This is a genomic window from Micromonospora sp. CNZ295 (assembly GCF_004217535.1).
In genome coordinates, this window is the sequence record NZ_SHKZ01000001.1 from 1,206,983 (window position 1) to 1,227,071 (window position 20,089).

The 20,089-nt window shown below is 74.9% G+C and carries 14 protein-coding genes; 3 read left to right on the plus strand and 11 right to left on the minus strand.

Features of this window, described 5'->3' with window-relative positions; genetic code table 11:
- Nucleotides 1-31 precede the first annotated feature (31 nt).
- From EV376_RS05725 to EV376_RS05755, 8 genes are all read right to left on the minus strand, one after another.
- Nucleotides 32-1,864: an NHL domain-containing thioredoxin family protein gene (locus EV376_RS05725; protein ID WP_130321097.1), complete on the minus strand. Its 1,833-nt coding sequence runs from the start codon at nt 1,862-1,864 to the stop codon at nt 32-34.
- Between the two features lie 143 nt (nt 1,865-2,007).
- Nucleotides 2,008-4,590 (minus strand): LppU/SCO3897 family protein, encoded by a 2,583-nt coding sequence (locus tag EV376_RS05730; RefSeq protein WP_130321098.1) that lies wholly within the window; start codon nt 4,588-4,590, stop codon nt 2,008-2,010.
- A gap of 364 nt (nt 4,591-4,954) precedes the next feature.
- On the minus strand, nt 4,955-5,092 hold the full coding sequence (locus EV376_RS30080) for a hypothetical protein (RefSeq protein ID WP_165437957.1): 138 nt from the start codon (nt 5,090-5,092) through the stop codon (nt 4,955-4,957).
- A gap of 219 nt (nt 5,093-5,311) precedes the next feature.
- Complete coding sequence (locus EV376_RS05735; protein WP_130328534.1) at nt 5,312-6,781, minus strand: dihydrolipoamide acetyltransferase family protein; 1,470 nt, start codon at nt 6,779-6,781, stop codon at nt 5,312-5,314.
- Nucleotides 6,782-6,786: 5 nt separating this feature from the next.
- On the minus strand, nt 6,787-7,776 hold the full coding sequence (locus EV376_RS05740; protein WP_130321099.1) for an alpha-ketoacid dehydrogenase subunit beta: 990 nt from the start codon (nt 7,774-7,776) through the stop codon (nt 6,787-6,789).
- Nucleotides 7,776-8,951: a pyruvate dehydrogenase (acetyl-transferring) E1 component subunit alpha gene (pdhA, locus tag EV376_RS05745; RefSeq protein WP_130321100.1), complete on the minus strand. Its 1,176-nt coding sequence runs from the start codon at nt 8,949-8,951 to the stop codon at nt 7,776-7,778. The genes EV376_RS05740 and pdhA overlap by 1 nt, the downstream gene beginning before the upstream one ends.
- Nucleotides 8,952-9,595: 644 nt before the next feature.
- Nucleotides 9,596-10,048, minus strand: a complete 453-nt coding sequence (locus EV376_RS05750) for a hypothetical protein (RefSeq protein ID WP_130321101.1) — start codon at nt 10,046-10,048, stop codon at nt 9,596-9,598.
- A 317-nt stretch (nt 10,049-10,365) separates the two neighbouring features.
- Nucleotides 10,366-11,055, minus strand: coding sequence for an NUDIX hydrolase (locus tag EV376_RS05755; RefSeq protein WP_130321102.1), 690 nt, complete (start codon nt 11,053-11,055; stop codon nt 10,366-10,368).
- Between the two features lie 71 nt (nt 11,056-11,126).
- On the opposite strand from EV376_RS05755, the gene EV376_RS05760 reads away from it, so the two are divergent.
- Nucleotides 11,127-12,188 (plus strand): SPFH domain-containing protein, encoded by a 1,062-nt coding sequence (locus EV376_RS05760; protein WP_130321103.1) that lies wholly within the window; start codon nt 11,127-11,129, stop codon nt 12,186-12,188.
- A 113-nt stretch (nt 12,189-12,301) separates the two neighbouring features.
- Nucleotides 12,302-13,183: a hypothetical protein gene (locus EV376_RS05765; RefSeq protein WP_130321104.1), complete on the plus strand. Its 882-nt coding sequence runs from the start codon at nt 12,302-12,304 to the stop codon at nt 13,181-13,183.
- Between the two features lie 2 nt (nt 13,184-13,185).
- On the opposite strand, the gene EV376_RS05770 is transcribed toward EV376_RS05765, so the two are convergent.
- The 3 genes from EV376_RS05770 to EV376_RS05780 all read right to left on the minus strand — a co-directional run bounded on the left by EV376_RS05770 (nt 13,186) and on the right by EV376_RS05780 (nt 17,982).
- Nucleotides 13,186-14,406 carry a hypothetical protein gene (locus EV376_RS05770; protein WP_130321105.1) on the minus strand — a complete coding sequence of 407 codons (1,221 nt, stop codon included), beginning with the start codon at nt 14,404-14,406 and terminating at the stop codon, nt 13,186-13,188.
- Nucleotides 14,407-14,476: 70 nt separating this feature from the next.
- Nucleotides 14,477-16,138, minus strand: coding sequence for a GTPase (locus tag EV376_RS05775; RefSeq protein ID WP_130328535.1), 1,662 nt, complete (start codon nt 16,136-16,138; stop codon nt 14,477-14,479).
- 17 nt (nt 16,139-16,155) lie between these two features.
- Nucleotides 16,156-17,982 (minus strand): ABC transporter, encoded by a 1,827-nt coding sequence (locus EV376_RS05780; protein ID WP_130321106.1) that lies wholly within the window; start codon nt 17,980-17,982, stop codon nt 16,156-16,158.
- Nucleotides 17,983-18,178: 196 nt separating this feature from the next.
- Between EV376_RS05780 and dnaK the strand changes: the two genes are divergently transcribed.
- Complete coding sequence (dnaK, locus tag EV376_RS05785) at nt 18,179-20,065, plus strand: molecular chaperone DnaK (RefSeq protein WP_130321107.1); 1,887 nt, start codon at nt 18,179-18,181, stop codon at nt 20,063-20,065.
- The last annotated feature ends 24 nt before the right edge of the window (nt 20,066-20,089 follow it).

Genomic DNA, 20,089 nt, shown 5'->3' on the forward strand with positions numbered 1-20,089 from the left:
CTCGCGTCGTGGAAGGGCCCCGCTCAACAGCTCAGGCGTCCATCCCCCGCAGCACCAGCGGGAGCCGGTCGGCCGCGCCGGCGACCACCCGGACCGGCACCCCCCAGTCCTGCCGGGTCAGGTGGCACGCCGCGTGCTCCACGTCGGCGTCGCAGGTCGCGGCCTGCGCGGTCACCTGGAGGACGCCATCCGTCACGGCGTCGTTGACGACCAGGCGGCGGGACAGCTCGGTGCCGGTGCCGGCGCCCTCCAGCAGCAGCTCGGGCGGGGACGCCGAGACGACCAGCCGGGTCGACGGGCCGTACGTCTCGTCGAGCTTCTGCCCCGGCGCCGGGGTGAAGATGACGTCCAGGGTGACCTCGCCGGCCGCCAGGTCGGTCGGCTTCCGCTCGGTGCGGTGCCGCGGACCGTCGACCGTGCTCGCTCCCGCCGCGGTGAGCGCGCCCGGCGCGAGCCGGGTCAGCCGGTGGGCGGCGGACTCCACCACGAGCACGTCGCCGTCGGCGGTGAGCAGCAGGTCGCTCGGCTCGGCGAGCCCGTCGGCGACCGTGCCGACCGTGTCACTCCGCGGGTCGTAGCGGCGCACCGCGCCGTTGTACGTGTCGGCGATCAGCACCGAGCCGTCCGGCAGCGCGCAGACCCCCAGCGGATGCTGGAGCAGCGCCTCACCCGCCGGCCCGTCCACGTGCCCGAAGTCGAACAGCCCCTGGCCGACGGCCGTGCGGAGGACGCCGCCCTCGACGTACCGGACGGCGCTGGTCTCGCTGTCGGCCACCCAGAGCCGGCTGCCGTCGGCGGAGACCGACAGGCCGGACGGCTGGGCCAGCCACGCCTCGTCCAGCGGGCCGTCCTTGAGCGCCTCGACCGTGGTGCCCGCGTACATGCCGGCGGTGCGCTTCACCGGGTCGAACCACCAGAGCTGGTGGATGCCGGCCATCGCGATGACGACCTTGTCGTCGTACCAGGCCAGGTCCCAGGGTGAGGAGAGGTCGACGGAGAGCGCGTCGTGCGCGTGGTCGTCGACCGACGAGCGCCACTGCCGGCCGGTGCCGGCCACGGTGACCACCTCGCCGGTGGCCAGGCGGACGCCGCGCAGCAGGTGGTTGACCGTGTCGGCGACCACCAGGTCGTAACCGGCCACCTCGGCGGCGTGCGCCGGGAGCAGGCAGAGCCCCTGCGGCTCGGAGAACGTGGCCGCCGCGGCCGGGCCGTCCGCCCGGCCGCGCTCGCCGGTGCCGATCCGCCGCACCAGTGTCTCGCCGTCGGGGGCCAGCTCCGCGAGCGAGTGCCGGGCCGAGTCGGCGACCAGCAGGTTCCCGTTGTCGAGTACGACCGCCTTGCCGGGGAAGCGCAGGGTGCTCGCCGGCTCGGCGGGCGGTACGTACGGGCCCTCGCCCCGGTGCAGGGTGCCCTTGGCCTGGTGGGTGGCGATCAGCTCGTCGATCAGCCGGGCCAGGCCCTCGGCGTGCCCCTCGCCCGCCATCGTGGCCACCACGTACCCCTCCGGGTCGATGACGGCGAGGGTCGGCCAGGCGCGGGCGGCGTACTGCTGCCACATGTCCAGCTCGGGGTCGTCGAGCACCGGGTGGTGTACGCCGTACCGCTCAACGGCGGCGGCCAGGGCGTCCGGGTCCTTCTCGTGCTCGAACTTCGGGGAGTGCACGCCGATGACCACGAGCACGTCGGCGTACTTCTGCTCGAGCGGGCGCAACTCGTCGAGCACGTGCAGGCAGTTGATGCAGCAGAAGGTCCAAAAGTCGGCGATGACTATCTTGCCGCGCAAATCGGACAGCGTCAGCTCCCGCCCACCGGTGTTCAGCCAGCCGCGTCCGCGCAGCTCGGGGGCTCGTACTCGTGCGCTCATGACCCCCATCGTGCCCGACGGCGGGCCGCCGTTTCGCCGAAGGGGCCGACCCCGCCCGTGGCGTGCCCGACCTCCGACGGCGGCCGGCACGGAAACGGCGGGGCGACCCAGGAGAGGTGCCCCGCCGTCGTGGCGCAGGTTGGTCAGCTCGCCGGCTTGAGGCAGAGCACGCGGTCGTCGCCCGCGCCGGGAAGCTCCACGTAGGGCTGGGCCGGGTCGGCGCACTTCTCCTTGGCGTCCACCTTCGACACCACGGTGAAGGCGCCCTCCTCGCTGCAGTCGACCTTCGCGGCGGTGGTACCGGCCTGCTTGACGCAGCTGCCGAGCTCGTAGACCGGTCCCGCCTCGTCGTCACCGCCGACCTTGCCGAGCAGCACGAGGAGGCCGAGCGGGACGGCCAGGATCAGCACCGCGGCGACCAGCACCGCGGCCAGCACCCGGCCGTTGCGGACCTTCGGGATGGGCGTGTCGGCGGCCGGCTCGGCGATCGGCTTGAACGCGTCGAAGCGGCCCTGCTCCGGCTCCGGGGCGGACTGGGCACCGTGGCCCCCCGGTCCACCGTGGCTGCCCGGCCCTCCGTGGCTGCCCGGTCCATCGTGGCCGCCCTGGTCCCAGGACGGCGCGGCGGGCTGGCCCGGCGGGTAGGCCGGCGGGAAGGCCGGCTCGGGCGGAGGCGGGAAACCGGAGCCACTCACGGTGGCGGCACCGCTGGCCGGCGCGCCGAAGTGGTCCGCGGGACGCTCCTGTCCGGCGTGCGGCCGGGTCCCGTTGACCGGCCGGTCACTGGCCGGCGGATCGGCGAAGGACGGCACGCCCGGTGGGAACGGCGCCGGGGCGACCGGCGCCGCGCCCGCGAAGGCGGTCGGACCGGCCGGCCGGTCGCCGCCGCCCTGACCGAAGCCGCCGTCGGGACCGTGTTCGGGCTGCGGCTCCGGGCCGAACCGCTGCTGGTCGGCCGGGTAGCCGTTCGGGTTGTCCGCCTCCTCGGCCGACTCCGGGTGGGCCGGCCGGCCGTAGACGCGAGGCTGTGGTGCCGAGGTGGTCGGCGGCAGGGCCTCGTCGGGCGGCGGGCTCACCCGGCTGGCCAGCGGAACGGACGCGCTGGCCGAGACGCTGCCGGACGCGCCGCCGGTCGCTGCCGGGACGGACGCCCGGCCGGTGGACTCCGGGGAGGTACGCGGCGCGGGCACCACCGGCGCGGCCGGGGCCTCGTCCTGCCGGGTGGCCGGTGCCCAACCCTGCTGCTCGGCCGCCCCGTACGCCGCGGCGGCGTCGTCCCGGGCGGGCTGCTCGGGGGCGAACTGTGCCGGCGCGTAGCCGGCCGGCGGGTCGACGGACAGGCTGGCGCCGGGCACGCGCTGCTCCTGCGGGGGCAGCGGGACGGCGTTGGCCGGCGAGATCCCGGGGCCCGGCGCGGGCTGGTAGACCGGCGACTCCTCGGCGCGCTCCGGCTCCCGTCCGGCGGGTGTGGACGGCTCGTTGCGGCCCCACGCCTCGCCCGGCGCCCACGGCTCGACGTCGGGCACGGCGGAGCGGTCGGTGCCTCCGCGTGGTGCCGGCACCCAGGGCTGTGGGGGGCCGTCAGCGCCGGGGACGGAGGCGCTGGCGGCCGGCGCGGCGTGGCCGCCCGGGCCGTCGTCGTCGCTCCGGGCAGTGGCGGAGGGGCCAGCCCACTCGCCAGCGGGCCGCGCGTCGTTGCCCGACCAGGCGTCCGGGCTGTGCGACTGGCCCGCGGCGTCCCGGTCCACCGAGGACGGCCACTCGGGCTGCGACTGCTCGTCCGGCCCTCCGGCCGGCCAACCGCCCCGGTCGTCCGGTCGGGTCGCGGTGGCGGCCCGGCCGGCGGAGGCAGCGGGGTCCGGCTGGGCGGCGGGCCAACCACCGGCGTGGTCGGGGGTGGACTGCTCGGCGGGCCGGCCGGGCTCGTCCTGGCCGGGCCAGGCCTGCGGCGCGGCTCCGGGCACCTGCGCCGCGCCGCGGACGGGTGCCCACGCCGGTGCGGGTGTCTCCGGCGCGTGCCCGGGCTGCTCGGCGGCGCCCGGCTGCGACGTCGCCCACGCGGGCTGGTCGGTGGGCGTGCCGGTGTCGTTGTGCGCCGCCGCCCAGTCGGGCTGCTGCGGCCGCTCGTCCTGGCGGGTCGCGGTGCCGGTCGCCCAGCCGCCCGAGGACTGGTCGGGCTGGCCGGCGGGGGACCAGCCGCCGGATCGGGCCGGATCCGGCTGGGCGGAGCCGTTGTTCCATCCGGGCGACGGCTCCGGCTGGGCGGCCGGGTTGGCCGGGGTCTCCTGCCCGGGCCAGGGGGACGCGGCCTGCGGCACCTGGGCGGAGCCACGAACGGCGGGGCCCTGCTGTGCCCAGGCCGGCGCGGACGGCTCAGCCTGCGCCCACGCCGGCGCCTCGGGGGTCTCGGCCCGGCCGGGCTGCTCGTTCTGCGCGGGCCACTGCGGGGCGCCGCCGTCGGGTGCCCACGCCGTCGGGGCGGGTGCCTCGGCCTGCTGCGGCAGCTGTGCGCCGCCCCAGGCGGGCGCTGGCGGCGCGTCGGTCGACCAGGCGGGCGCGGCCGGGTTCGGCTGCGCGGGCGGCGGGGGCGCCCAACCCAGGTCGGGGTTACCGACGGCGTACCCGTTGTCCTGTTGCGCCGGTCGGTCGCCGTACGGCGTCGGTCCAGCGCCCGGCGACGCCTCGTCCGGCTGCTGGCCGGGGTGCTGCGTGCCCTCGGACGTCATGCGTGCGCCTCCTCCATCACCTGTCGGCCGCCGGCGCCGGGTGCGCGGCACGGCGACCGGCGTCGCCGGTCGCTTCCGGCCGTGCGGCTCCCCGCACCGTATCCGGTCCCCCTTTAAGGGGCGTCGGGGAGCACAGGATCGTCACTCCGCGTCGCCGGACGGTGTCGATCGGCTTCTATCGGAGCCGATCTGCCGGGCCGGTGGGCGACGACCGGAACCCACCGTACCGGGCGGTGGGCCGATGGGGGAATCCCGGTCAGCCGCTGTGGGACGGGCCGCTGGCGTCGCACTGCGTGAACGCCGATGGCCCGCCCGGAGTACCGGGCGGGCCATCGGCTGAGGAGGCGAGGAACGTATCGGAGCGTCAGTGCATGTGACGCTGGGCGATGGCGAGGATCTCGTCGCGGACCGCGGGCGAGCTGGCGGAGCGCAGCGCGCGCTCGATGGCGCGGGCGCGGCGGCTGGCGTCGCGGCGGTTGCGGATTCGCTCGATCATGCTCATGGGTCTCTCCTGCAGCTATTCGGTTGTCGGCCCCTGATGCATCCATTGAACCGCAGCGGGGCGCGGATTGCCATCGATTCTTAGGTGAGTTGGGACACCCGCCGAAGGATCTAAGGTCTGACGGGGTGAATCGCCGAAGGATTCTCCTCAAAAGTAACGGCCGGTGTGCCGGGTGGTCACCCCTGGCACACCGGCCGTCACTCAGCCGGAGCGGACCGGTCAGGTCCAGGCGAGCAGCGCCGCCTCCGGATCGGCGAGGAAGTCGCCGATGTCCCGAAGGAACTTCGACCCGAGCTCACCGTCGATGATCCGGTGGTCGAACGAGAGACCGAGCGTGGTGACCTGACGCGGGCGGACCTTGCCCTTGTGCACCCATGGCATCTCGCGGACCGCGCCGAAGGCCAGGATCGCCGACTCACCCGGCGGCAGGATGGGCGTCCCGGTGTCCACTCCGAACACTCCGACGTTGGTGATGGTCAGGGTGCCGCCGGACATGTCCGCCGGCGAGGTCTTCCCCGCCTTGGCCGTCTGCACCAGATCGGTCAGGGCGTCGGCCAGCTCCCGCAGCGTGAGCCGCCCGGCGTCCTTGATGTTCGGCACGATGAGACCGCGCTCGGTGGCCGCCGCGATGCCGAGGTTCACGTACTCCTTGACCACGATCTCGTCGCCGGCCCAGGTCGAGTTGACCATCGGGTGCCGCTTGACCGCGAGCAGCACGGCCTTGGCGACCAGCAGCAGCGGCGAGACGCGGACGTCGCGCCACTCCCGCCGCTGGCGGAGGCGGTCCAGGGCCTTCATCGCCCGGGTCACGTCGACGGTCAGGAACTCCGTCACGTGCGGGGCGGTGAACGCCGAGCGGGACATGTTCTCCGCGGTGAGCTTCCGGACCCCCTTGACCGGGATCCGCTGCTCCCGGTCGGCGCCGAAGCTCGCCGCCGCCGTGGCCGGCGCGGTCACCGCCAGCGGCTCGGCCACCGCCGTGGCCGCGTCCGCCGCTCGCTGCACGTCCTCCCTGGTGATCGAGCCGAGCGGGCCCGATCCGGTCAGCGTCGACAGGTTGACGCCGAGGTCCTTGGCGAGCTTGCGTACCGGCGGCTTGGCCAGCACGAGACCACCGCGCGCCGCGCCGCCGTGGCCGTTGCGGTCGGTCGCTGGCGGAGCGGCCACCGGCGCGGTCGCCGGCTGGACCGGTGCCGCGGCCGTCGCGGCCGGCTGGGCCTGCGCCGGGACCGCGTCACCCTTGCGCGGACGGCGCTTCGCGGCGGTGGTGCGCGGACCGTAGCCCACCAGCACCGCCGTGCGGCCGCCGGGCGCCGGACCGCCGATCAGGCCCGGCTCGACCGCGCCCTCGGCGGGTGCCACCTCGACCGCCGCGAGCGACGCGGCCGACGGGGTCGGCACGTCACCGCCGGACGCCGACGGCGTCTCCACCGGACCCGCGCCCGGGTCGGTGTCGATCGCGATGATCGGGGTGCCGACCTCGACGGTCGTACCCTCCTCGTGGAAGATCGCCTGCACCCGGCCGGCCCACTTCGCCGGGATCTCGACCGCCGCCTTGGCGGTCTCCACCTCGACGATCGGCTGGTTCAGCTCGATCGTGTCGCCGACCTTGACCAACCAGGTGAGGATCTCGCCCTCGGTGAGGCCCTCGCCCAGGTCGGGAAGGTTGAACTCCTTGATCCGCGACATCCCGCTCACCAGCCGAAGGTGCGGTCGACGGCGTCGAGCACCCGGTCGAGGTCGGGCAGGTACTCCTCCTCCACCCGGGCCGCCGGGTAGGGGGTGTCGAAACCGGTCACGCGCAGCACCGGGGACTCCAGCGAGTAGAAGCACTCCTCGGTGATCCGCGCCGCGATCTCGGCGCCGAGGCCCACGTTGGACGGTGCCTCGTGCACCACCACCGCGCGGCCGGTGCGGCGTACCGACTCGTACACCACCCCCAGGTCCAGCGGGGAGAGCGTGCGCAGGTCGATGACCTCCAGGTCACGACCGTCCTCGGCCGCGGCGGTCGCCGCGTCCAGGCAGGTGCGGACCATCGGCCCGTACGCGAGCAGCGTCGCGTCGGTGCCGGGCCGCGCCACGCGGGCCGCGTGCAGCGGGTACGCGTCGGAGAGCGGCGCGTCGACGTCGACCGGGCCCTTCTCCCAGTACCGGCGCTTGGGCTCCAGGAACACGATCGGGTCGTCCGAGGCGATCGCCTGCTGGATCATGACGTACGCGTCCTGCGGGCTGGCACAGGAGACGACCTTGAGCCCGGCGGTGTGCGCGAAGTACGCCTCGGGCGACTCCGAGTGGTGCTCCACCGCGCCGATGCCGCCGCCGAACGGGATGCGGATGACCATCGGGATCTTCAGCTTGCCGCGCGAGCGGTAGTGCATCTTCGCCACCTGCGACACGATCTGGTCGTACGCGGGGTAGACGAAGCCGTCGAACTGGATCTCGCAGACCGGCCGGTAGCCGCGGATGGCGAGGCCCACCGCGGTGCCGATGATGCCCGACTCGGCGAGCGGGGTGTCGATCACCCGCTGGTCGCCGAAGTCCTTCTGGAGCCCGTCGGTGATCCGGAAGACGCCGCCGAGCTTGCCGACGTCCTCGCCCATGATGACGACCTTCGGGTCGTTGTCGAGGGCCCGGCGCAGGCCGACGTTGAGTGCCTTACCGAGGGTGAGCGTCTCCGTGGCCATCAGTGCGCGCTCCCCTCGAACGACTCCAGGTACCGGCTGAACTGCTCCCGCTGCTGGTCCAGCAGCGGCGATCCGTTGGGGTAGACGTGGTCGAACATGGTGCTCGGCTCCGGGTTCGGCATGGCCAGCACCCGCTCGCGCAGGTGCACCGCCTCGCGCTTGGCCTGCTCGTCGACCTCGGCGAAGAAGCCGGCGTCGGCGATCTGCTGCTTCTCCAGGAAGGCCTTCATCCGGGCGATCGGGTCCTTGGCCTGCCAGGCCTCGACCTCGCTGGCGATCCGGTAGCGGGTCGGGTCGTCCGAGGTGGTGTGCGCCCCCATCCGGTAGGTGTACGCCTCGATCAGGCTCGGGCCCTGCCCGTGCCGCGCGTTGTCCAGCGCGTGCCGGGTCACCGCGTACGTGGCCAGCACGTCGTTGCCGTCCACCCGGATGCCGGGGAAGCCGAAGCCGGCGGCCCGCCGGTAGAGCGGGATGCGGGTCTGCCGCTCCAGCGGCTCGGAGATGGCGTACTGGTTGTTCTGGCAGAAGAAGACCAGCGGCGCGTTGAAGACGCCGGCCCAGACGAACGACTCGTTGACGTCGCCCTGGCTGCTGGCGCCGTCGCCGAAGTAGGCGATCACCGCCTCGCTCTCGTCGGTGCCGGTCTTGCCGTCCATCGCGACGCCCATGGCGTAACCGGTCGCGTGCAGGGTCTGCGCCCCGATCACGATCGTGTACATGTTGAACTTGAACTCGTTCGGGTCCCAGCCGCCCTGGTCGACGCCGCGGAACAGGCCCACCGGCATGATCGGGTCGATGCCCCGGCAGTAGAGGACGCCGTGCTCCCGGTAGGTCGGGAAGGCCATGTCCTGCGTACGCAGCGCACGGCCCGAGCCGACCTGCGCCGCCTCCTGGCCGAGCAGGCTCGCCCAGATGCCCAGTTCGCCCTGCCGCTGCAGGGCGGTCGCCTCGGCGTCCAGCTTCCGCACCAGCACGAGGTCGCGGTAGAGGCCGCGGTACTCCTCGTCGGTGAAGTCGACGCGGTACTCGATGCCGTCCGGCCCGGTCACGCTGTCGACGCGCTCGCCTTCGGGGGTGAGCAGCTGCACCAGCTCCGGGTCGCCGGTCGCGCCCTTCTTGGACCGGGGTGTGGCCCGCCGGCCGCGGGTGTTGACCCCGGGGTCGCCCTTTGCCATCCGTCTCTCCCTGTCGTGTCTGCGTCGGCGCCGGGGGGTCACCCGGCAACGCGCAACTCCTGCGCCTGCCCGACTGGTGTCGGACAAGATCCTGGCGACCGCACCTAGCCCCGGTGGGGGTTGCCGTGCGGCGTGAGCCGGATCCAGGGGAGTGGATCCGGTTCGGGAGCGCCGGCGCCCAGCCGTACCGCCCGCGGGGGTGCGCGGAGGTCGCGGCTGCGTTGCCGTCGTGGTCCATATTCGCATCACACGTGAGGGCGCCCACAGTCCGGCTGGGCCGCACCTTGCCGCCCACCCGGTTCGTTACACGGATTGCCGAGTGTCTGCTCCATCGACGCACCGCCGATCCGGTGATGGTTCGTCACCATTCGGGCACATATGCGCGCCGACACGCTGTAAGGGGTTGGCTGACGCAGCGTGACTGCGCCAGGGTGACGTCGCGGGACGCCCGCCCCTGGTGAGCCCGCCGCTCCCGGCCGGTCGCGGCCGCCCGTCCGCCGAGGGGACGACGACGAGGAGGCTGCCGTGTCCGAGCCAGGTGACGCCCCGGGTGCTCCGCTGATCGGCCGGCACCGTTCGGCCACCGGATACCGCCGGGTCGTCGGCGCCCACCGCGCTCCCGCCGGCGCCGGTCCCTCCCGCGGCTACCTGTTCACCGTGGCGCTGCTCGCCGGCACGGCCACGATGCCGATCCTGGCCGCGATCAGCACCGGCACGGCCACCATCGGCAGCACGGCCCTGCCCGACAGCGGCACCCCGTTCATCCCGACGCCCTCGGTGGGGCCGGTGGTGATTCCACTTCCCTCCAGCAGCCAGCCCGGCGTTCCGCCGCGGCCCACCCCGACGCCGGCCGTGGCCGTCCCGGACGAACGCACCTGGCGGCCGGTCGTACCGCCGGCCGGGCGTCCGGCGCGTCCCGTCCCACGGCCGTCGCCGCCGCGGGACCACCTCGCCGGGCCTGCGCCCGCCTCCGCGTCGCCGTCACCGTCGGCCACGTCACCGTCGCCCCCGTCGGCCACGACACCCCCGCCGCCGCCGGCCACGACACCCCCGCCGCCGGCGCCGACCCCCGCGCCGACCCCGACGCCGGTGCCCACGCCGCCCGCCAACCCCACGCCTGAGCCGACGGGGAGTACGGACCAGACCGACGACCCGTCGGCGGAGCCAACCCCCACCCTGTCCAGCCCGCCGACCCCGGCCACCTCCCCACCCGCTCCCCCCACCGCTGAACCGACCAGACCGGCGGCCCCCCCGACGCCGACGACCACCCCACCCCGCTAACCGCCCCCGACCCCCACCCCCGACCCCCACCCCTCGCGATCTTGCACTTTCGGCCCTTGTTTTGGGCGGAATGCACCTTAAGCCGGGGCACGAAGTGCAAGATCGCGGAGGCTGGGCAGGGGCGGGGGTCGGGTCAGGTGCGGGTGGGGCGGAGCATCGGGGGGTGCAGCAGGGCTGCCGGCCCGCGGCGGAAGAGTTGCGCGGGACGGCCCCGCTCGCCTTCCGTGGACCGGCCGACCGGCTCGACGAAGCCCGGCGTGCCGGTCACCTTGCGATGGAAGTTCCGGGGATCCAGGCGGGTGCCCCAGACCGTCTCGTAGACCCCCCGCAGCTGCGCGACGGTGAACTCCGCCGGGCAGAAGGCGGTCGCCAGCGGCGTGTACTCCAGCTTCGCCCGGGCCCGCTCGACCCCGTCGGCGAGGATCCGGTCATGGTCGAACGCGAGCCGGCCCGGAGTGATCCGGGCGACCGGCAGCCAGTCGGCCGAGGCGGCGTCGGTGCCGGCGACCGGGGTGGCGAGGTCCGGTAGGAGGGCCAGCCACGCCACGGTGACAACGCGCCCGCGAGGGTCGCGGTGCGGCGTCCCGTACGTGCCGAGCTGCTCCAGGTGGCCAGCCGGCTCGGCGAGCCCGGTCTCCTCGGTCAGCTCCCGGACGGCCGCGTCCGGCAGATCCTCGTCGATGCCCACGAAGCCGCCGGGTAGCGCCCAGCATCCTTCGTGCGGCGGGACGCCGCGCCGGACCACCAGCACGCACAACTCTCCGGCGCGGACCGTGAGGACCACCAGGTCCACGGTCACCGCGAAGGGCGGGTAGTCGGCCATCTTTATCACCACCTTGACGACAATCTAGCAGAGCGCTTATCGTCACTGTGACGACAAAGGGGAGGCAGGACATGGCCGACGTGACGCGACGACTCTTCCTGCGCCACCTGCGCGGGACGCCGACCAGCTGGGTCCGGCTGCACGTGGGGGGCCGGGTACGCCGGGAGGGGACGGGCCAGTCGTTCTGGTACCGGCCGCTGCGCGCCGTCCTCAGCGAGGTTCCGGTCGACGACCGGGAGCTGCCGCTGCTCTTCCACGCCCGGACCGGCGACTTCGCGGACATCACCGTGCAGGCGACGGTCACCTACCGGGTGGCCGATCCGGCGCTCGCCGCCGAGCGGCTGGACTTCTCGGTCGATCCCCGCAGCGGCAAGCCACGCTCGCGGCCGCTGGACCAGGTCGCCACGCTCCTCGCCGAGCTCGCCCAGCAGCCCGCTCTCGATCTGCTCGCCCGGGTGCCCCTCGCGGAGGCGCTGACCACGGTCGCCCCCGTCCGGGAGGCGGTCTCCACCGCCCTCGCGGCCGACCCTCGGCTCGCCGACGTCGGCGTGGCGGTGGTCAGCGCGCGGGTCGTCGCGATCCGCCCCGAACCGGAGCTGGAGCGGGCGCTCCAGACCCCGACCCGGGAGGCGGTCCAGGTCGAGGCGGACCGGGCCACCTACGCCCGCCGCGCGCAGGCGGTGGAGCAGGAGCGGTCGATCGCCGAGAACGAGCTGCAGAACAAGATCGAACTCGCCCGGCGGGAGCAGCAACTGGTCGAGCAGCACGGCGCCAACTCCCGCCGTCGGGTCGAGCTGGACGCCGCGGCCGAGCTCGCGGCCGCCCAGGGCAAGGCGGAGCGCGAGAAGGTGGCCAACGCCGCCGCGGCCGCGCGCGCCCGGGTGCTGGCCACCGCCGAGGCCGAGAAGGAGCGCCTGCTCGCCGCCGCGAGGGCCGACCAGGTGCGCACGGTGGGCCACGCCGAGGCCGAGGCGGAGGCGGCGAAGCTCGCCGCGTACGCCGAGCTGCCACCGGAGGTGCTGCGGGCCCTGACGGTCCGCGACCTGGCCGGCCAGCTCCCCCAGATCGGCCAGCTCACCGTGACCCCCGACCTGCTGAGCGACCTGCTCGCCCGGCTGACCCCGGCCCGATGAGCGGCGCACGCGGTGGCCCGGGCCGAGCTGGCGATGGCACGCCCCGGGCCGGCGCCGGCCGGACCGGCCCGGGGCGCGGCGCCGGCCGGGGTGCGAGCACCCTCCCGCCCCGCGTGGTCGTGCTGAGCCGGCGCAGCGAGCTGGAGGAACTGCTGGCCCGGCACGGCACCCGGGCGGCTGCGGAGTGGTACCTGCGCGAGCGTGGCCGGGACCTGGCGGAGGTCGTCGACCGGCACGAGGCGCGCCAGGCGGCCCTCACGGCGGTCGCCGCGGCGGTGCCCGCCGACTGGCGGCGCGGCGCGGTCGACCGGACCGACCTGCCCCGGTTCCTGTTCGGGCCGGAGGACGTCGTGGTGGCGGTCGGCCCGGACGGCCTGGTGGCCAACGTGGCGAAGTACCTGACCGGGCAGCCGGTCGTCGGCGTGGACCCGGAGCCGGGCCGCAACGCCGGGGTGCTGGTCCGCCACCACACGGCGGGGTTGGGCGAGCTGCTGCCGGCCGTCGTCGCGGGGGCGGCGGTCCGGGCCCGCACCATGGTCCGGGCCGCGCTCGACGACGGCCAGGAACTGGTCGGGCTCAACGAGGTGTACGTGGGACACGTCTCCCATCAGTCCGCCCGATACCTGCTCACCGCGCCCGTGGAGGGGCGGGCGCGGCGGGAGCGGCACTCCTCCTCCGGGGTCGTGGTCGGCAGCGGTACGGGGGCGACCGGGTGGTGCGCGTCGATCGCGCGGGACCGTCCGGGTGCGCCGTGCCCACCCGCCCCCGAGGAGGCGGCGCTCTGCTGGTACGTGCGGGAGGCGTGGCCGTCCCCGGTCACCGGGGTGGCCCTGACCGCGGGCCGCCTCGACGGGGCCGACCGGCTGGAGCTGTCCGCCGAGTCCGACGGGCTGGTGGCGTTCGCCGACGGGCTGGAGGCCGACCGGCTCACCCTGGACTGGGGGCAGCGCCTCACGGTCTCCGTGGCGCCGCGGCAGCTCACGCTGGTCGAGTGAACCTACGCGCCGTCGTCGGTGAGGTGGTGGCGGTTCGCCTCGATCCAGGCGTCCAGCGCGGCCGGGTCGTCCGGGTCGACGCCGTCGGCGAGGAGTTGGGCGACCGCCGCGGTCGCCGGGCTGCGCCGCTCGCCGGTCGTGTAGAGGCGGGCGAACTCCGGCACCATCTCCTCGATCGCGGCGTCGGTGCCGGCCGTTGCCGTCTCCGGCAGCCCCCGCTTGCGTCCGCCGTACGCCGCCCAGGCGCGCAGCACCCGGGGCAGCAGCGCCGCGTCGTCCATGTCCAGCACGGCCCGCCGGTGCACCCAGTCGAGCAGGAAGAGCCCGGCCACCGTGGGACTCCAGCGCAGCGGGTCGGGGTCGGTGAAGGTGGCCGCGTGGTCCAGCAGCAGACCCAGGCAGAAGTGCAGCGACGCGAGCTGTGCCCCGTCGATGGGGTCCAGGCCGAACCGGGCGGCCTCCGGGGCGGCGAGGAACCGCCGGACGAGGTCGGTGCGCTCGGCGGCGGTGAGCGGCTCCACCACCCGTACGGCCGCCGGACGGCCCGCCGGCAGCAGGGCCAGCCGGGCCCCGACCAGGGCGCGGTCCGTGGCGAGCGACCCCTCCCCGGGCAGTTCGCTGAGGCCGTCGGTGACGGCCAGGTGCCGGGTCACCTCGGCGTGCATGTGTGCCGGCGCCTCGTCCCGGAACCAGGTCAGCTCGTCGCCGGCGCACATCTGGCGGATCTGGTCGAGCACCCGGGCGGGCGGGCCGCCCACGAAGACGTCCTTGGTGATGCCGATGTTGTGGTCGACGAGCGCCACCAGCGCGTGCTCGGGCCCGCCCGCCGGATCGTCGTACGCGAAGGTCGCCAGGTAGGAGGTCTGGTCGCCGTACACGTCGCCGTACGACCAGCAGCCGGTCAGGTGGACCCGGCCGAGCTGGCCCGACCAGGCGGGGGCGGCGGTGCCGGGCCGCACCCGGTCGGCGCCCTCCGCGTCCGGGACCAGCGCGGCGAAGACCGAGCGGATGGTGATCGCGGCGGGCGCGCGGCGGCGGGAGGTGGCGGCGAGGAAGTCGCCGACGAACTCGCGCACGGCGTCGTCACGCCGGGCCTCGGCGACCGCGTAGACGCTGCCGAGCAGCGCCGCGCCGAGCATCTCGGCGTCCAGAGCGTTGTCGAGCTTGGCCACGTCGCGGGCGGCGTGCAGGACCGCTTCGTAGGGGGTCTGCGGAGTTCCCATCCACCGACCCTACGCCGCCACCCACGTCCGGGTGTCCCCGAAGCGCCCGGGGCACCCGGCGCGGTGGGGGTCAGTGCCCGGCGGCGTCCCGCAGGGCGCGTCGGGCCTCCGCGTACGACGACAGCACGTCCCGCACCGGCGCGAGCACGTACGCCGCCCCGACGTCGGCCACGGCGGCGGTGAGCCGCTGCTCGGCCCGGCGCCGGGCGCGCCGCGCGGTCAACCGGAGCACCGGCCGGGTCAGCGCCGCCACCAGCAGCCCGGCGAGCAGGCCACCGAGCAGCAGGAGGGTGGGCAGGGGCACCGCGCCGACGGTCGGGTGGTCCAGCTCGGGCAGGCCGAGCGCGCGCAGCGCGTACCCGAGGACCAGCCAGCCGAGCCCGGCGACCGCCGCCACCGTGACCAGCCACTGGAGGCCCCCGACGAGCCGCCACCACAGCGGCCGCTGGGTCATGCCGAGATCGGTGCGGGCGATCGCGGTGTCCAGCGCGTCCGGCAGGTCGGCGAGCCGGGAGCGGGCGGCGGCGGTCACCGCGGCGGGCCAGGACGCGGGCAGGCCCGCGCCGGCCCGGTCGGCCACCGACCGGATCGCCAGGCCGAGCGCCGAGCGCTGCGCGGCGGTCGGGTCGGGCACCGAGGTCGCGGCGACCAGGCTCTCCGCCGGATCGGCGGCGTCGCCCGGAGCGCCGGGCAGGTGCAGCCGGCGCAGCGGGTCCGGCCGCAGCCGCCGCCAGCCGCGGACCAGCGGCCAGCCGGTCGCGGCGGCGCCCCGGTGCCGGTACGCGGCCTCGACGGCGTCGGCGACGGCGGGCACCCCGGCGGTGCCGGACAGCGCCCGGTGCAGCGCGGCGACGGTGGCGTCGTTCAGCCCGGCCGGCTCGCCGGCGTCGACCAGCCCCGCCAGGTCGGTCACCACGGCGTCCAGGTCAGCGCGCAGCCGCCGCAGCATGGCCTGCCGCTCGGCGACCGCCCGCTCCAGCGCCTCCCGGAGCGCCGCGGTCCCGTCCGGGTCGACGGCGGTGGTGGCCAGCAGCGGTACGCCCGCCAGCCCGTCCGCGTCGAGCAACCGGCGCAGGTCGGCGAGCACCCGGGGCAGCTCCGCCGGGGGCAGCCGGTCGGCCTGGTTGAGCACGACGAGGGTGACGTCCCGGTGCCGGTGGAACTCGCGCAGGTAGGTCGCGTGGATCACCCGGTCGGCGTACTTCTGCGGGTCGACCACCCAGACCACCAGGTCGACCAGGCCGAGCAGCCGGTCCACCTCGAGCTGGTGGGACCGCTGCACCGAGTCGAAGTCGGGGAGGTCGAGCAGGATCAGCCCGTGCAGGACGCTCTCGTCGTCGCCGTCGAGCACGCTTTCCCGGACGAACCGGTGGCGGGGCAGGACGCCGATCCAGTCGAGCAGCCGGGTGCCGCCGTCCGGCGGGCCCCAGACGCAGGCGTGCGTGACGCCGGTGGTCGGCCGGCGTACCCCGACCGGCGACAGCTCCATCCGGGCGAGGGCGTTGAACAGGCTCGACTTGCCGCCGCCGGTGGCGCCGGCCAGGGCCACGACGGTGTGGTCCCGAGAGAGCGCGAGGCGGGTGCCGGCCCGCTCGAGCAGGGTGTGCGCGGCGACGAGTTGCTTGTCCGGCAGGTGGCCGTCGGCCAGGCTGAGGAACCGGCCGACCGCCTCCAGGCGGGCGACCAGGAAGTCGGCGTTCACCCGCTGGTCGCCGCGGAACGCCCCGCGCATCCGCCCGACGATGTTGCTCACCGTCCGTCCTCCTCGGCCGGCGCGTCCAGGCCGAGGCCGCTGCGGCGCCGGGCGACCTCCACCCGGTCGGCGGCCCGGCGGAGCGCCTCGGCGGTCTCGGCGGCCGGTCGGGCGGCGGCGGTGCGGGCGAGGAAGCGGGCGGCCTCCTCGTCCAGCAGCGCCCGCACCCGCGCCAGCAGGTCCATGCGGGCCCTGTCCGCCAGCGTACGCACCGCCTGGTCGCCGAAGATGGCCTGGAGCACGGCCTGCGCGGCGACCGTCGTGCCGGCCCCGGTGGCGACCTCCAGCCCGGTCGGGATGAACGCGGTCGAGGCGAACACGGCGATCATGACGGCCAGGCCGGTGGCGTTCACCGCGTACGCGGCCGTCCGGGCGACGAACCGCTTGTCGCCGCCCTCGGCCCGGACCAGGTCCAGCACCCCCCGCTGCCAGTCGCGGACCAGCCGTGCGGCGCGCTCCGGCAGGTCGGGTGAGGGGTGCGCGAGTTCCGGGTCGAGCAGGTCCGCCCCGGCGGGATGCGCCCGCCAGGCGGTGTGCGCGCTCTCCGCCGCCTCCGCGGTGACCCCGCGCAGCAGGGTGACCAGCTGGGACTCGATCGCGACGCGCAGCTCGCTGGCGGGGGCCGGGCGCCCGGTGACGGCGGCGACGACGCGGTCGCGCAGGCGCCCGATGCGGGCCTCCAACGTGCGGAAGAACTCGCCGGCGCCGACCAGCTCCTGCCAGCGGGCGAGCACCTCACCCCGCAGCAGCCGGCCGTCGGAGAGCCCCTGCTCGACCGTCCGCTGGGCACTCCGGTACGCCGCGGCGACCCGCTCGTCCAGGGTGTCGGCGGTGGCCAGCTGCTCGTCGACGGCGTCGGCGAGCCCGCTGACGGTCGGGTGGAGCGTGGCGAGCGCCCCGTCGAGGGTCTGCCGGACGACGGCCGCCCGGGCGTCCGCGTCGGCGGCGAGCCGGGCGAACCAGTCGGCGAGCGGCCCGGTGACCCGTTCGGCAAGCAGGCCCTGCCCGTCCACCCAGGTCTCCGGGAGGACGAACAGCGGCGCCGAGCCGAGGCCCCGGTCGGCGAGCATCTCCGAGAGGTGGGCCGCGACCTCGTCCGCGGCCTCCGGCGGCACCCGGTCCAGCACCATGGCGATCACCGTGCCCCGGGCCTGGGCGGTGCGCAGCAGCTCCCAGGGGACGGCGTCGGCGTACCGGGCGGCGGTGGTGACGAACAGCCAGAGGTCGGCGGCGGCGAGGAGCTGCCCGGCCAGGGCCCGGTTGGCGTCGACCACGGAGTCGATGTCGGGGGCGTCGAGGAAGGCCAGCCCCGGCGGGAGCGCCGGCGCGGTCACCAGGTGCAGGGAGCGCGGGTCGTCGCTGGGACCGCCGGTCCGGGTGAGGCCGGGCAGCAGCTCACCCTGCCGGAACCAGGCGGCGTCGGCCGGGCTGCAGACCAGCACCGGGGATCGGGTGGTGGGCCGGAGCACCCCGGCGGCGCTCACCCGGGCCTTCACGAGGCTGTTGACCAGGGTCGACTTGCCCGCGCCGGTGGAACCGCCGACCACCACGAGCAGGGGCGCGTCGAGGCGGTGGAGCCGGGGCAGCAGGTAGTCGTCGAGCTGGTCGGTCAGGGCTCGGCCGACCCGGGTGGCGGCCTCGGCCGAGGGCAGCGTGAGCGGGAAGCGCACCGCGTCGATCGCGGCGCGCAGGCCGGTCAGCGCGGCGGGCAGGGTGTCGTCCGCGGCGATGGACGGCGCGGCCTCCCCGGCGTCCGGGTGGCCGGTGCGGGCGGCGACGGCGGGCGCGGCGGAGTGGGTGGCGGGATCGCCGTGCGTCGTCACCGCTAAAGCGTGCCCGACCGATGCAAGGGAAGACAACCAGACGGTAATAACGGGTAGGTTGCGTCGGGTTGGCTCAACCTCGACTTGACGATCGTCGGGGGCGTGGCACTATTGAGTCAAGTTCACTCAACTTGTGGTGGGTGTGCCGCGGGCGGTGCCCGTCACCTGCTCAAACGAACGAAGCGAGGAAGCGAAGATGGCACGTGCGGTCGGTATCGACCTCGGCACGACGAACTCCTGCGTCAGCGTCCTGGAGGGCGGTGAGCCCACCGTCATCGCCAACGCGGAGGGCTCGCGGACGACCCCGTCGATCGTCGCGTTCGCCCGCAACGGCGAGGTGCTCGTCGGCGAGGTCGCCAAGCGTCAGGCCGTGACCAACCCGGACCGGACGATCCGCTCGGTGAAGCGGGAGGTCGGCACCAACTGGTCCGTCGACATCGACGGCAAGAAGTACACGCCGCAGGAGATCTCGGCCCGCACGCTGATGAAGCTCAAGCGGGACGCCGAGGCGTACCTGGGTGAGCAGATCACCGACGCGGTGATCACCGTCCCGGCCTACTTCAACGACGGCCAGCGCCAGGCCACCAAGGAGGCCGGTGAGATCGCCGGCTTCAACGTGCTGCGGATCGTCAACGAGCCGACCGCCGCCGCCCTGGCGTACGGGCTGGACAAGGGCTCCAAGGAGCAGACCGTCCTGGTGTTCGACCTCGGTGGCGGCACCTTCGACGTCTCGCTGCTGGAGCTGGCCGAGGGCGTCGTCGAGGTGAAGTCCACCAGCGGTGACAACGCGCTCGGCGGTGACGACTGGGACCAGCGCATCATCGACCACCTGGTGAAGACCTTCCGCGGTGAGCACGGCATCGACCTGTCGCAGGACAAGATGGCGATGCAGCGGCTCAAGGAGGCGGCCGAGAAGGCGAAGATCGAGCTGTCCGCCGCGACCACCACCAACATCAACCTGCCGTACATCACCGCCGGCGCCGCCGGCCCGCTGCACCTCGACGTGTCGCTCAGCCGCGCCGAGTTCCAGCGGATGACGCAGGACCTGCTGGACCGCTGCAAGGGCCCGTTCGAGCAGGCGGTGAAGGACGCCGGCATCAAGATCGCCGACGTCGACCACGTCATCCTGGTCGGTGGCTCGACCCGCATGCCGGCCGTGACCGACCTGGTCAAGCAGCTCACCGGCAAGGAGCCGAACAAGGGTGTCAACCCGGACGAGGTCGTCGCCGTCGGCGCCGCCCTCCAGGCCGGCGTGCTCAAGGGCGAGGTCAAGGACGTCCTGCTGCTCGACGTGACCCCGTTGAGCCTGGGCATCGAGACCAAGGGCGGCATCTTCACCAAGCTGATCGAGCGCAACACCACCATCCCGACCAAGCGCTCCGAGGTCTTCACCACGGCCGACGACAACCAGCCGTCGGTGCTGATCCAGGTCTTCCAGGGCGAGCGCGAGATCGCCGCCTACAACAAGAAGCTCGGCACCTTCGAGCTGACCGGTCTGCCGCCGGCCCCGCGCGGCGTGCCGCAGATCGAGGTCACCTTCGACATCGACGCCAACGGCATCGTGAACGTCCACGCGAAGGACCTCGGCACCGGCAAGGAACAGAAGATGACCATCACCGGCGGCTCCTCGCTGCCGAAGGACGACATCGAGCGCATGCGCCGGGACGCCGAGGAGCACGCCGAGGAGGACAAGCGGCGCCGCGACGAGGCGGAGACCCGCAACCTGGCCGAGGCGCTCCAGTGGCAGACCGAGAAGTTCCTCGCCGAGAGCGGTGACAAGCTGCCGGCCGAGCCCCGGGACCAGATCAACGAGGCGCTCGGCGAGCTGCGCAGCGCGCTCGGCGGCCAGGACATCGAGAAGATCAAGGAGGCGCACGAGCGGCTGGCCCAGGTCTCCCAGCAGGCCGGCTCCCTGCTCTACAACCAGCAGCAGGGCGAGCAGGCCGGCCCGGCGGGTGCCGGCGCGACCGGCGGTGCCGAGGCCGGCGGGGCCCAGCCCGGCGGAGCGCAGGCCGGCGGAGCGCAGGCCGGTGGCGCCGACGACGTGGTCGACGCGGAGATCGTGGACGAGGACAAGAAGTGACGGTCCCCGGAAACGAACTCCATG

What these genes read in the sequence shown, in the direction of transcription:
- EV376_RS05730 (WP_130321098.1), bottom strand. Translation starts at nt 4,590, where the DNA reads ATGACGTCCGAGGGCACGCAGCACCCCGGCCAGCAGCCGGACGAGGCG.
- dnaK (WP_130321107.1), top strand. Translation starts at nt 18,179, where the DNA reads ATGGCACGTGCGGTCGGTATCGACCTCGGCACGACGAACTCCTGCGTC.
- EV376_RS05735 (WP_130328534.1), bottom strand. Translation starts at nt 6,781, where the DNA reads ATGTCGCGGATCAAGGAGTTCAACCTTCCCGACCTGGGCGAGGGCCTC.
- EV376_RS30080 (WP_165437957.1), bottom strand. Translation starts at nt 5,092, where the DNA reads ATGAGCATGATCGAGCGAATCCGCAACCGCCGCGACGCCAGCCGCCGC.
- pdhA (WP_130321100.1), bottom strand. Translation starts at nt 8,951, where the DNA reads ATGGCAAAGGGCGACCCCGGGGTCAACACCCGCGGCCGGCGGGCCACA.
- EV376_RS05755 (WP_130321102.1), bottom strand. Translation starts at nt 11,055, where the DNA reads ATGGCCGACTACCCGCCCTTCGCGGTGACCGTGGACCTGGTGGTCCTC.
- EV376_RS05725 (WP_130321097.1), bottom strand. Translation starts at nt 1,864, where the DNA reads ATGAGCGCACGAGTACGAGCCCCCGAGCTGCGCGGACGCGGCTGGCTG.
- EV376_RS05740 (WP_130321099.1), bottom strand. Translation starts at nt 7,776, where the DNA reads ATGGCCACGGAGACGCTCACCCTCGGTAAGGCACTCAACGTCGGCCTG.
- EV376_RS05770 (WP_130321105.1), bottom strand. Translation starts at nt 14,406, where the DNA reads ATGGGAACTCCGCAGACCCCCTACGAAGCGGTCCTGCACGCCGCCCGC.
- EV376_RS05760 (WP_130321103.1), top strand. Translation starts at nt 11,127, where the DNA reads ATGGCCGACGTGACGCGACGACTCTTCCTGCGCCACCTGCGCGGGACG.
- EV376_RS05775 (WP_130328535.1), bottom strand. Translation starts at nt 16,138, where the DNA reads ATGCGCGGGGCGTTCCGCGGCGACCAGCGGGTGAACGCCGACTTCCTG.